This window comes from Paenibacillus albiflavus (assembly GCF_004344915.1).
Taxonomy (GTDB): Bacteria; Bacillota; Bacilli; order Paenibacillales; family NBRC-103111; genus Paenibacillus_AM; species Paenibacillus_AM albiflavus.
The window spans coordinates 402313-415052 of the sequence record NZ_SKFG01000001.1 but is presented as its reverse complement, the minus strand read 5'-3'; the positions used below and the strand labels follow the sequence as shown (position 1 = coordinate 415052).

The window sequence follows — 12740 nt, the reverse complement described above, 5'->3', positions numbered from 1 at the left end:
AGAATAATGGTAGAATTTAACTAGACCGTCTGTCGGTCGATAAAAATGAATGGAGAGAAAGATCATGAGGATGATGGAGATAATCGTAATTGTAGTTAATTTTTTATTTTTAGGTCGATTATTGTTTTTTAGTAGAGGCTTATCAATTGGAAATGTTATTTTACTAGGAGCTTCTGTTGTAGTTACAGCGCTACAAATATTGCTGGAGGGATACCGCTGGCAAATGATTCCGGCATATTTGGTGTTGTTGGTGTTGTCGTTGCAAGTTTTTATATATCCCAATAAATATACAGTTTCGGCTTCTATGGTGAAACGGATATTCAAGGGATGTTTGAGCGTTGTATACTTGATCGTGGCAGTTGCACTACCCTTTCTTTTGCCTATTTTTTCTTTTGACAAACCGACTGGTCCTTATGAAGTAGGAACAACGACATTTCATTTCATAGATTCTGAACGGAGGGAAGAATATTCAGATGATCCTAAGGATCGTAGGGAGTTGATGGTGCAGCTCTGGTATCCTGCTTCTGGAAGTAATGAACCTATGGCCCCTTACACCACATCACCCAAAGAATTAGCTAGAGGTCTAGCTTCTATGATCTCTATCCCGGCATTTACTATAGAGCATTTCGGACAAGTGAAGACTCATTCACATCAGGAGGCATTACTGTCAGGGGAGGAAAAAACATGGCCACTCCTAATATTCTCGCACGGTATGGATCAATTTCGTAATGGAAATACGTTTCAATTGGAGGAATTGGCAAGTCACGGTTATATTGTTGCAGCGATTGATCATACGTACAATGCAGCAGTGACGGTGTTCCCAGATGGTCGGAGTGCATTTTCTCGGTCTCAGTTAGATGATGGTCTTCCTGTTTTGGATGCACATATGCCAGTTTGGACTGGCGATGTGAAATTTGTGCTGGACAAGATGGAGCAGTTGAATGATGGTGTTCCAGACGGACGTTTTCGTGGTGCTATAGATATGAAGAGAGTTGGTATGTTTGGACATTCATATGGCGGGGCTACAGCGATGCAGATGTTATTGCTGGATGACCGGGTGAAAGCAGGTATCGATATGGATGGTGGGCTGTTCGGTAGGCTTGCTCCTGATACAGGCATTAGCAAACCGTTTATATTAATGAATGCTCAGGATACTGAAGACTATTATATGGAAGCTACTAAGAATCAATCTGACGTGGGGACCGATAGCAGCGAAGGATTATGGAGCGAATTACTTCAGCGCAGACAGCTTGCATTGAAGGCTGGTAGTTACTCACTGACGATTCCGCACACGGATCATATGAGTTTTACCGATTTCGCGTTGTATTCTCCCCTATTACAAGCAAAGGATGCCAATATTCGTTCTATTCACCGTATCATTAATGATGTCAGCCTATCGTTTTTCGATAAGTATGTTAAAGGTTATGACTCTGCTGCGTTGGACGAAATAGCCACTCGTTATCCTGAAATAGGATTTGTAAAACACTGAAGCACGAAGTCCCTGTCTTAGGATAGGGGCTGACCTTTGTTAATCTTGACATTAATGTAGTCATATTCTATAATTAACTAAACGGTTAGTTAATTATAGAGGAGGGTAATATTATGGCTAGAACAGTAGACCCTAAAAAAGTAAACGCAGTGAAAAATGAGATTATTGATGCCTCAATTTCACTTATATTAGATAAAGGATTTTCAGCATTCAAGCTCTCTTCTGTTGCAATCAAGTTAGGAATAACTAAAGCTGCTTTATATTGGTACTTCCCAACAAAAGAAGATTTAGTCGAAAATATTGCTAATCACATTAGAATTTCACAATTATCTTTTATTCGAAACATAGCCGACAGCAAAATAACAGCTAAGGAAAAATTGTACAAATTACTCGATTCTATTGAAGAAAACAAAAAATCGTGCATGCTCCCTATTAAAATGTTAATAGAGTATTATTCAGAAGAAAATTTCATAAAAGTAGAGATTCAAAAAGGATATCGTGAATATGTAGAAATTCTTTCAAATATTTTACTTGAGGGAAAAAATAATCAGGAGTTTTCTACCATTATTCCAGAAGAAGAACTTTCTAGGCTCTTAGTTAGTACAATAGATGGCATTGTAATTCACAATTCTACTTTTGAAAATAATTATGTTATATCTAAAAACTCTTTCTCAATAATTTTGGAATCAATGCTAATTCCCTACAGGGAGATCGTATGAGAAAAGATATATTGATAATTGGCGGGTATGGTGATGTTGGAAAATATGTTGTTGAAGAGCTAAATTTACTAACTTCTACAAATTTGGTTATTGGAGGACGAAGTGAAAAAAAAGCATTACAATTTATAAACGATAATCGTTATTCTATTTCATTTCTTCCATTAGATATATATGAAATAACATCTTATCAAGGTAAACTCGATAATATAGGTTTGGTAATAATGTGTCTGAGTCCTCGAGATATTTCTTTTGCTGAATATTGTATGAAAAAGAAAATCCATTATATTGATATATCACCATCTAATCAAATATTAGGTGATTTGTTTAGACTAAATTCAGAATATCAAAGACGAAATACTATTTGTATCTTGGGTGTGGGTATTACTCCTGGATTATCCACTTTACTTGCTAAGGAGATTTGTAAACAAATAGAAATACCAACACAAACTGATATTTCATTAATGTTAGGACTAGGAGAAGAACACGGCTCTGATGGAATTAAATGGCTATTGAACAATTTGGAACATGACTTTTATTGGAATCAAAACAACAAGAATAGTAGAATAGTGCCTTTCATGAACAGAAGAATCACTTTTTTTCCCTCTGCAATAAAGAAACGTTCAACTTTTTCTTTTAATCTTGCCGATCAGCAAATAATAACAAAAACTTTATTACATAATAATGTTTCTACTTATCTTTGCTATAACTCAAAAACTTTTACATGGTTAGTACATTTTTTTAAAAAATTCAGATTCTTTCGTTTGTTAAAATATCCTATGATTCACAGTATGATATTTTCTGTTACTCAATTTTTATTAAATATAACAAAGCTATTTCTTTCTGATACCTATGCAATACAAGTGGATGTTTCAGGCATTAGCAATAATATTATGATGCACCGTAGTGGAAGTATCATTGGACGAAACAACCCAAGACTGACAGGGAAAATAATAGCTTATACGGCATTCCAAGTAACGAATGGATTAAATAGAAATGGTGTATATTATTTAAGTGAACTATTTAATCTAGCTGATTTTGAAAAACAATATGGAAAGTTATTTTCAATAACATACAATTGATACCTAGTTTAATATTTACAAGTTGGTAGTGAGTCTGGATTCAATCTCATATACTTTAAAAACTTCAAAGAAAAACGACTTTCAATTTGATTTCCAAACTGAAAGTCGTCTTTTTTAAGTATTCTTGCTTACGTATTCTTTATAGTCGTTGATCAATCAACATTTATATCTGCTTCGATATCCTCATCTGTAAGAACGAGCTGAATCTGATCTCTAAAGATGCGAATATTGTATTCTTTATATACATATTGTTCAATTGCTTCATGAATACTGGCTTCAATTAGGATTTGATTGCGTTCACCAACGAATACTTCTGCTGAGAATCCGTAATCATCGTCCCACATGAGCTCGACGTCAACCTGATCGGGTTGAATCATTTTGCGTGCTGCAATGTTGATGCATAACGCATTAACAATTTCTTGCCCACTAAGACGCATGATTAGTACCTCTTATCATCTGGCTTTGGTCGTCTTTTGAAGATATCGACAATTTTAACGACCAGCATGATCAGTGCAAAGATTGCAAGCAGGTTGATCATAAGTCCAAGTATTTCACCCATAAAGCCCATTCCACCGAACATGCCGCCGAATAACATACCAGCAAGTCCGCCAATCATCATACCCTTCATGAAGCTTCCGCCTCCAAAGGATCCAGGTTTGGTCGTAGATGTAGATGCGGGATTCTTAGAAGTATTGGATGTAGTGGAATTATTGTTTACGTTAGACTTGGTTGTGTTGCTGTTAAAGCTTCTTTTGGGTGCTTTAAAGCCTTTGGCTTCCACAAAAGATGGTGCAGTTGCAGCGAATAGTACAGTAATTGCTACAAGTAAAATAGATAGTTTTTTCCACATTGCTTAAAAATCCCTCCGAGGAATGTATAGTTAGACACGTGTGCCTATAGAGGTAATACGGTCTTTCTTCGGTAAGGTTTCAAGATTAATTGATTTTTTTTAATCATTGTGACAATCTTCGCAGAGAAGATTGAGTTTACCTGTTTCAGAATTAATGACCATGCCATGAATTGGAATATGGGCAGGCACAAGAGGGTGGTTGCGAATTTTGCGAACGCTTTTGATAACGCCGTCTTCGATTTGTTCAAACCCGGTTAACCATTTATTAAGCTTGATTCCTGAATTGTTAATTGTCTGTAGTACTTCGTCCGAAATACCATTCGCCTTAATTTTGTCAAGCACTCTCGAGGAATTAAGCGCAGTCATGCCACAATCATTGTGACCGATGACATATACTTCTTCAACGTTCATTTCATAGATCGCAACGATGATCGAACGCATAACTGCACCGAATGGCTGGGATACGACTGCCCCCGCACTTTTGACAATAATAGCATCGCCATTACGGAAATTCATTGCTTTAGGCAATAATTCTACAAGTCGTGTGTCCATGCAAGTAAGGATACAAATTTTCTTATTTGGAAATTTATCTGTTTTGAACTGCTCGTATTCCTTATTTTCTACAAAAGATTGGTTAAAATCTAAAATGGTTGAAAGTCGTGACATTAAGATTTACCTCCTTAGAATTACTCGAATTAGTTTAACATTAAAACAAAAAAAGTTTTATTTAATATAATAGACAAATTATTTGATAATGCAAGTTACAAAAAGTATGATAATAGTGTAATTATTATTTTGTAGCAATTATTTTGTGCTATTCAGGAGGGGTCAAAATGAGTTTACAAGAGCATGATGAGCAATTACAGTCATTTAAACAATACATACGCAAGCTCAAAGCTTACCACGAAGCAATCGGATTAATTTATTGGGACATGCGCACAGGTGCACCTCGTAAAGGACTTGAATCAAGAGCAGAAGCTGTTGGTGAACTATCCGCTGAATCGTTCCGCATGTCAGTATCAGAGCAAATGAGCAATTATTTGAATTATCTTACACAACCTGAAGTTATGGAGAAATTAGATGCTGTTGAGCGTCGTATGGTCCAGGAATGCAAGCGTGACTATGATTTTTCCAAAAAAATTCCAGCTGACAAATATCAAGCCTATGTCGTGTTAACTTCTCAAGCTGAAGCAGCATGGGAAGATGCGAAGGGGAAGAACGATTGGGCAGGCTTTGCGCCATATTTAGAAAAGATCGTAGCAACGAACAAAGAATTCATCGAGCTATGGGGCTATGAAAGAAATCCATATGATACATTACTAGATATGTATGAACCTGGCATGACAGTAGCGAAGTTAGATGAAGTCTTCGGTGCGCTTCGCGAGAAAGTAGTTCCACTGCTTGCAGCCGTAAGCCAATCTCCGAATCAGCCTGAACGGGGCTTCCTTGATCAGCCATTCGGCAAAGAGCAGCAGCGTGCATTCTCGATGTTTATTCTGAATGAGCTTGGCTTTAATTTTGAAGCTGGCCGATTGGATGAAACGGTTCATCCGTTCGCTACTGGACTTAACCCGGGGGATGTTCGGATTACGACTAGATTCCTGCCAGATGATGTTGCAAGCGCGTTGTTCAGCACTATTCATGAATGTGGTCATGCGATGTATGAGCAGAATATTTCAGACACACTAGTGGGAACGAATCTATGCACAGGTACTTCGATGGGTATCCATGAATCGCAATCTCGCTTCTGGGAAAATGTGGTTGGACGCTCAGAACAGTTCTGGAAGCAATACTATCCTAAGCTACAAGAAACATTCCCTGAGCAATTAGGAAATGTAGATGTCGATTCGTTCTATCGTGCGATCAACCATTCGGAACCATCACTTATCCGTACGGAGTCCGATGAGTTAACGTACAATCTTCATATTATGATCCGTTATGAGTTAGAGAAAGCTCTATACAATGGTCAAATTGAGGTTGCTGATCTGCCTGACGCTTGGAATACGAAGTACAAAGAATATCTAGGTGTTGTAGCTGACAATTACAGTGAAGGCATCTTGCAAGACGTACACTGGTCAGGCGGGATGTTTGGATACTTCCCATCCTACGCATTAGGCAATATGTATGCTGCCCAAATGCTTTATGCATGTATTTTGAAAGAGCTGCCTAATTTCTACGAACTGATTGAAGCAGGTAATCTTGCTCCAATCAAGGAGCTTTTGACGAAGCATGTGTATCAATACGGCAAGCAATTAACACCGAATGATATTATTCAGCAAATGACGGGTGAAGAGTTAAACCCTGAATATCTAGTCAGATATTTAACAGAGAAGTACACTCGTTTATATGATTTGCAAACTGTATAAAACGCTACAAATAGATAACAGCCCCTTATTCTTTGATGAATAGGAGGCTGTTTTTTGTTGTTCAAACGTCTTCTTATTAACCCACATCTAGGCATCTGCATAGGATACAGTATCGTTCCTATTATGAAGGGGGTTTACAAGTGTGAGGCGTAAAGGTATCGCGTTGCTGAGCTCGTTAGTTTTATTCACATCCATTGTGCTATCAGCATGCAGCTCAAGCAAGGAATTAAGTAAGATTCGATTGGGTGAGGTGACAAGATCTATTTTCTATGCTCCAGAATACGTAGCCTTGAATCAAGGGTTCTTTAAGGATGAGGGGCTGGAAGTCGAGCTCCAGACGATTCCTGGTGGCGATAAGACGATGACAGCACTTCTATCTAATTCCATCGATGTTGCGCTTGTAGGAGCTGAAACTTCTATATATGTCTCGCAGCAAGGCTCGGATGATCCTGTTATTAACTTTCATCAGCTAACACAGACAGATGGCACTTTTCTTGTATCCCGCAAGCCTGTGGATTCTTTTGATTGGAAAATGCTGAAAGGCTCGAATTTCCTTGGTCAACGTAAAGGCGGTATGCCTCAGATGGCAGGAGAGTTCGCGCTTAAGAAGAACGGAATAGATCCACAGAAAGATTTAACGATGATCCAGAATATTGATTTTGCGAACATTGCTTCAGCCTTCTCGTCAGGTACGGGTGATTATGTGCAGTTGTTCGAGCCTCAAGCATCGATTATGGAAAAAGAGGGCAAAGGCCATGTTATCGCCTCGTTCGGTAAGGAAAGTGGTTTATTGCCATATACCGTATTCATGACCAAGCAAAGCTTTATGAACAAAAATAATAGCATCGTTCAAAAGTTCTCTAACGCGATTCAACGCGCACAGAATTGGGTGGATACGAACAGCGTGCAAGATATTGCGAAGAGCATTGCAAGCTTCTTCCCCAATACAGATCAAGCCATTATAGAATCTGTTGTTAAGCGCTATAAAGAACAAGGCACCTATGCTATGGACGGAATTATAGATGAAGCGGAATGGAACAATCTGCTAAGTGTTATGGATTCGGCGGGTGAGCTGAAGAGCAAAGTGGAGTGGGGCAAGATTGTGAATAATAGCTACGCAGAGAAAGCTAAGAGTGGCAAATAACAAAGATTAAAAGAAAGGGAGATGATCACACTGGATGTGGTTGTAGAGATTTGTGATTTAACACATATTTATGTTACAGAGCAAAGAGCTTCGTTAGCTGTTAAAGAGATTAATCTCACGGTGCGTTCAGGTGAATTCGTCTCTCTGATCGGTCCTAGCGGTTGCGGTAAAACGACTTTACTGTCTCTCATTGCAGGACTCATTCATCCAACCGTTGGCAAGGTCAAAGTGAATGGGAGCTTGGTAACAGGTCCATCAGTAAAGGTTGGCTACATGCTGCAGCAAGATTATTTGTTTCCGTGGCGAACGATTTGGGAGAATGCGCTAGTAGGGCTGGAAATTTCGGGACAATTGAATCAGGCAAGCAAAAATTATGTCGAACATTTATTGAATGAAATGGGTCTGCTGAAATTTAAAGATTTTATGCCGAGTCAATTATCAGGTGGAATGAGACAACGGGTAGCGCTAGTTCGTACAATGGCTACTGAGCCAGATTTGCTGCTGCTCGATGAACCATTCTCTGCACTTGATTATCAGACGAAGCTCCAACTTGAAGACCTGATGGTCGAGACGCTCCTCACCCATCACAAAACGGCTCTATTAGTTACACATGATATTGCAGAAGCTATCGCAATGAGTGATCGGATCGTAATACTCGAACCGAATCCAGGAACTGTACGCTGTGAAGTAGAAACGCCGGAAGAGCTTCGTAATTTGCTGCCACTTGAGGCTAGGGAACATCCTGCTTTTACCCCGCTCTTCAAGAGCGTATGGGAACAGTTTGAAGCGATGGAGAAGCAGAAAGGAGTGGCATCAGGACATGGAGGAGTCTAACCTAGATCAATCGAAGCATTTGCATCAAGTGTTCATGGCAGGACTAAGAGCAGAACGCAGGAAAGTCATTTTCGTTCGGTTCCTTATCCTATTGTTGATGATTGGCCTTTGGGAAGCAGCGGGTCGTTTGAAGTGGATTGATGTCCTGCTCTTCTCGTATCCAAGCAAAATCGCTGTTCTCCTGTGGAGCAAAATAATGGATGGTTCGATTTTCCCACATATTGGAATGACTGTGTATGAGACGATTATTGGATTCGTACTTGGAACCGTAATCGGTACAGTGTTCGCGATGCTCATCTGGTGGTCACCATTCTTATCCAAGGTAGTAGATCCTTACATCGTCGTGCTTAATGCACTGCCGAAGGTTGCGCTTGGTCCACTCTTCATCGTCGGACTTGGGGCTGGGATTATGGCAATCGTTGCGACGACCTTGTCGATTACAGTGATTATCACAACATTAGTGGTCTACGGTGCGTTCAAAGAAGTAGATGCAAATTTGATCAAAGTGATCCGTGTATTCGGGGGAAATAAACAGCAAATTTTTCGTAAGGTTATTTTTCCTGCATCAATACCTGCCATCGTATCATCGCTTAAAGTAAATGTTGGTCTGGCTTGGGTTGGGGTCATTGTTGGAGAATTTCTTGTATCCAAAATGGGACTCGGATATTTGATCATCTACGGGTTCCAGGTATTTAATTTTACACTTGTATTGGGGGCATTAATCATCATTGCTCTTGTAGCAACGATCATGTATCAGATTGTTGCTTATATTGAGCAAAAAGTGATCAAAACAAGATAAAAGAATGAAAAGTGAAAAACTTCTTTGCTTATTTCGACAAATTTCTGTATGCTATCTACCAAAGAATTGATAAGAATGGTGATAGTTGTGAAGTTTGTTGGAATAATCGGAATTCGAGTTTTGAAAACAGCAATTGCAGTCTTTATATCGATTTCTATCGCTAAGTTATGTGGTCTTCATTCTCCTGAAAGTGCAGGTCTGCTAGCCATTCTAGGCATACAGGTAACGAAAAAGCAAGGGATCCGTAATGTTATGGCACGGATATGCGCTTCATTAGTAAGCTTAGTGTTCGGTGTCATCTTATATATGACTTTAGGATTTCATTACTATGTTCTAGCACTGTATGTACTAGTTGCTTTCCCTGTTATTCATCGACTCAAGTTTGGAGACGGCATCATTACAGGATCGGTTGTGTTTTATCATCTTTATTTTGCCAAGGAGATCTCGGTCGGTGTTCTTGTAAATGAGCTGCTGCTGCTCTTGATCGGCCTAGGGATTTCGACGCTCATCAATATTGTGTATATGCCGCAGATGGACTCACAATTGAAGAAACAGAAGGAGCAAATCGACCGGCTGTTCTCGATCATCTTTTCCAAATTTGCCTTGCATTTACGAGATACGAATACGGTATGGAATGGGGCCGAGATTCTAGATGCAGAAGCGGAGATTGACAAGGGCATTGCCCTTGCGAAGAAAAGGCAGGATAACGTCTTATTCTCAGATCCAATATCCGATTGGCATATTTATTTCTTTATGCGGTCGGAGCAGCTCGCAATGGTTGAGCGAATGTCAAGCTTGCTAGCGACAGTCTATCAATCCATGCCGCAGGGGCATTCTCTTGCCACTATTTTTGAGGAAGTTGCGGATGATGTGAAGCATGACTACTACGTGGGCAGAGCTGAGAATGATTTGACATTATTGGAGAATCATTTTAGAAGTTTGCCAATGCCGGAGTCGCGTAATGAATTTGAAGTGAGATCATCGCTGTTCCAGTTGATTCGTGAGCTTAAAGCGTATTTGAATATTGCCAAGAAAGAACAAGAGCATCATAAGAGCAGCCGTTCCTTCTAGGAAATTAGGAATATCTCTTAAATCTTTTAATTAAATCAAAAGTTTTTGTCACCCTAGACGAATGTCCTGCATACACTTTTAATGAATGATTGTATGGAGGAGGTTAAAAGGATGTCATTAGATAAAGATTTGCAGTACAGAGAGATTATTACGAAGGCTATATGTGGAAAAGGCCGTAAATTCTCTCATGTCAGCCATACCGTGACACCTACTCACGCTCCGACCAGCATCTTGGGTGCTTGGATCATTAATAATCAATATGAAGCAGTCAAGTCTGGCGGCGACAGCGTAGAAGTAGTTGGTACTTACGACATCAATATTTGGTATTCCTACGATCGGAATACCAAGACAGATGTAGCTAAAGAAACAATTTCATATGTAGACGTAGTCCCACTTTCTTATTTGGATCGAAGGCACAGAGCTTCGACGGCAGAGGTGTCTTCGCTGGCCACTCAAGAACCAAATTGCGTAGAGGCGAACGTCTCTTCTGGCGGCAGAGTCGTAATCCGCGTGGAACGGGAATTCCAAGTGGAAATGATCGCGGAAACGAAAGTGTGCGTCGTTGTTAAGGCTAACTACTACGATGATCTCGAGGATAAGACAATCGATTTTGACGATCATACGGCTATGGGAGACTACGAAGATCTCGATCCTGATTTAATCGAGGATGAATTTAATTAGGTATATTTCAGCATATGCCACAGATTGAGATTTTGAAGAGGGCGTTTGCCCTCTTTTTTGTTGAAATATAATATTGGGCATGGGCGGCTCTTATGCGTACCCGAGGAGAGTTCATAATGGACACGTTCTTATTGCATTCTGGCGAGCAAGAAGTGCAGAAGCTGTTGGAAGTATTGACAATTCCTCAAGGTGAGAGAGTACCATCCCACTTTAGAGGACATACGATTATCGGCTGGGGCAGGTTTCGAAATGACGAGCAAAGGACACAAATGCTGCAGCCCGTTCAAGCGGTTCTAAGATGCGCAAACATAGATAGACGCAATGCGCTTCTGCATACCTATGGAATCAAAACCTTGTCTTCTCATGGCAATTTGACGAAATATCATAAGGAGCTATATCCGTACTCTTATATCATTCCTGTGTTTCAGCTTGATGCCTTAACGGTGTTTCGCAAGAAGGAATCAGGGTTACTGATGCTTCGCGGAAGAATAAAAGGGCCTGCATCTTATGAGGATATCGGACTGAATCATCAGGCTTTTCGTGTGAAGCGCGCGGTTCGAGAAGCTGTCAAAGCGGTATATGCGCTAGGACTTGATTATGGAGTTGTGACCGTAGGTGTGCCCTCAAGCGGTCATACCTTAATCTTAGATGTTGACCCTGAGCCAATGTTGGACGATAAGCTGGCTGAATTGTTTGCCGATGCGATTATGAAATATGACCAAGCTTTGTATGAACAAACTCGCAATCCTCAGCCTATTATGCTTGGTGCTGATCCTGAGTTTCTGCTCTTGAGCAAGCAAGGCAAGGTTGTCGCCGCTTCACGTTATGTGGAGCGGCAAGGTGAGGTTGGCTGCGATGGAACAGTCAATAGGGGCGATGAGACGCTGCATCCGCTTGCCGAGCTCAGGCCACAGCCAAGTGAGTCACCAGCTGAGTTAGCGGATCATGTGCAGCAGGCATTACAAACAGCTGCACAGAGGTTCAGCTCTCCGGATCTTCATTGGGTCGCAGGAGGCATGCCCGTACCAGGCTTCGCCTTAGGCGGGCACATCCACATCTCGCGTACGCTGCTGCATACGCCGCTGCTGCGCGCGCTCGATAACTACCTGGCGCTGCCGCTCCTCCTTGTCGAGAGCGAGGAGTCGCTTCGTCGCAGACCGCGCTATGGCACGCTTGGCGATTATCGCCGCCAGCCTCACGGCGGCTTCGAATATCGCACGCTGCCTTCTTGGCTCGCGGCACCCGCAATTGCGCAGGGCACATTTGCGCTCGCCAAGCTGATCGCTGAGAATTACGCGCAATTGACGCGCAGACCGCTCAGCGATCCAGAGGTCACCGCGATGTATTATCGCGGACAGAAGCAGCAGCTGCTGCCAATCGTAAGCGTACTCTGGCAAGACCTTGAGAGGTTGCCTACATATGGGCTGTATGCAGCGGAATTGGGACGGCTAAAAAATCTTGTTTTCCAAATGCGAACATGGGATGAAAAGGAAGATTTTCGTCACTTATGGCAAATTTCAATGCCACCTGCCGTCCCACAGCACTCCTAAATCATGCTATAATGAGCGAAGAAGATTGCTTCGTGATGGACGTGATAATTATACAAGATGATCACGAAGTACATAAGATTATGCTTCCGATGTAGTTTTGCACTTAGAACTACGTCTATCGTGAAACCAAAACTTTTAAGCTTATGCTTCCGATGTAG

General features: G+C 40.9%; 13 protein-coding genes. 10 read left to right on the top strand and 3 right to left on the bottom strand.

All coding sequences use genetic code 11. From position 1 onward, the window contains the following. Window positions 1-64: 64 nt before the first annotated feature. The 3 genes from E0485_RS02010 to E0485_RS02000 all read left to right on the top strand — a co-directional run bounded on the left by E0485_RS02010 (window position 65) and on the right by E0485_RS02000 (window position 3287). Window positions 65-1489 carry an alpha/beta hydrolase family protein gene (locus E0485_RS02010; RefSeq protein WP_165921049.1) on the top strand — a complete coding sequence of 475 codons (1425 nt, stop codon included), beginning with the start codon at window positions 65-67 and terminating at the stop codon, window positions 1487-1489. A gap of 113 nt (window positions 1490-1602) precedes the next feature. After that, window positions 1603-2208 (top strand): TetR/AcrR family transcriptional regulator, encoded by a 606-nt coding sequence (locus E0485_RS02005; RefSeq protein WP_132416016.1) that lies wholly within the window; start codon window positions 1603-1605, stop codon window positions 2206-2208. Then, complete coding sequence (locus tag E0485_RS02000) at window positions 2205-3287, top strand: saccharopine dehydrogenase NADP-binding domain-containing protein (RefSeq protein WP_132416014.1); 1083 nt, start codon at window positions 2205-2207, stop codon at window positions 3285-3287. Before E0485_RS02005 ends, E0485_RS02000 begins: the two co-directional genes overlap by 4 nt. Before the next feature lie 152 nt (window positions 3288-3439). Here the strand turns inward: E0485_RS02000 and E0485_RS01995 are convergent, their stop codons facing one another. From E0485_RS01995 to E0485_RS01985, 3 genes are all read right to left on the bottom strand, one after another. Beyond that, on the bottom strand, window positions 3440-3724 hold the full coding sequence (locus tag E0485_RS01995; protein ID WP_132416012.1) for a DUF2653 family protein: 285 nt from the start codon (window positions 3722-3724) through the stop codon (window positions 3440-3442). Between the two features lie 2 nt (window positions 3725-3726). Further along, on the bottom strand, window positions 3727-4137 hold the full coding sequence (locus E0485_RS01990) for a hypothetical protein (RefSeq protein WP_132416010.1): 411 nt from the start codon (window positions 4135-4137) through the stop codon (window positions 3727-3729). A gap of 99 nt (window positions 4138-4236) precedes the next feature. Further along, window positions 4237-4803 carry a beta-class carbonic anhydrase gene (locus tag E0485_RS01985; protein ID WP_132416008.1) on the bottom strand — a complete coding sequence of 189 codons (567 nt, stop codon included), beginning with the start codon at window positions 4801-4803 and terminating at the stop codon, window positions 4237-4239. Between the two features lie 167 nt (window positions 4804-4970). Here E0485_RS01985 and E0485_RS01980 point away from each other — a divergent pair, with 167 nt between their 5' ends. The 7 genes from E0485_RS01980 to E0485_RS01950 all read left to right on the top strand — a co-directional run bounded on the left by E0485_RS01980 (window position 4971) and on the right by E0485_RS01950 (window position 12582). After that, a complete protein-coding gene (locus E0485_RS01980) occupies window positions 4971-6503 on the top strand; it encodes a carboxypeptidase M32 (RefSeq protein ID WP_132416006.1) in 1533 nt (510 codons plus the stop codon). A 142-nt stretch (window positions 6504-6645) separates the two neighbouring features. Beyond that, window positions 6646-7647: an ABC transporter substrate-binding protein gene (locus E0485_RS01975; protein WP_132416004.1), complete on the top strand. Its 1002-nt coding sequence runs from the start codon at window positions 6646-6648 to the stop codon at window positions 7645-7647. A gap of 21 nt (window positions 7648-7668) precedes the next feature. Continuing rightward, window positions 7669-8481, top strand: a complete 813-nt coding sequence (locus tag E0485_RS01970) for an ABC transporter ATP-binding protein (RefSeq protein ID WP_132416002.1) — start codon at window positions 7669-7671, stop codon at window positions 8479-8481. Continuing rightward, window positions 8468-9280: an ABC transporter permease gene (locus E0485_RS01965; protein WP_132416000.1), complete on the top strand. Its 813-nt coding sequence runs from the start codon at window positions 8468-8470 to the stop codon at window positions 9278-9280. Before E0485_RS01970 ends, E0485_RS01965 begins: the two co-directional genes overlap by 14 nt. A gap of 87 nt (window positions 9281-9367) precedes the next feature. Then, window positions 9368-10351, top strand: a complete 984-nt coding sequence (locus tag E0485_RS01960) for an aromatic acid exporter family protein (RefSeq protein WP_165921048.1) — start codon at window positions 9368-9370, stop codon at window positions 10349-10351. A 111-nt stretch (window positions 10352-10462) separates the two neighbouring features. Then, window positions 10463-11032, top strand: a complete 570-nt coding sequence (locus E0485_RS01955; RefSeq protein WP_132415996.1) for an outer spore coat protein CotE — start codon at window positions 10463-10465, stop codon at window positions 11030-11032. A 116-nt stretch (window positions 11033-11148) separates the two neighbouring features. Continuing rightward, complete coding sequence (locus tag E0485_RS01950) at window positions 11149-12582, top strand: putative amidoligase domain-containing protein (RefSeq protein ID WP_165921047.1); 1434 nt, start codon at window positions 11149-11151, stop codon at window positions 12580-12582. The last annotated feature ends 158 nt before the right edge of the window (window positions 12583-12740 follow it).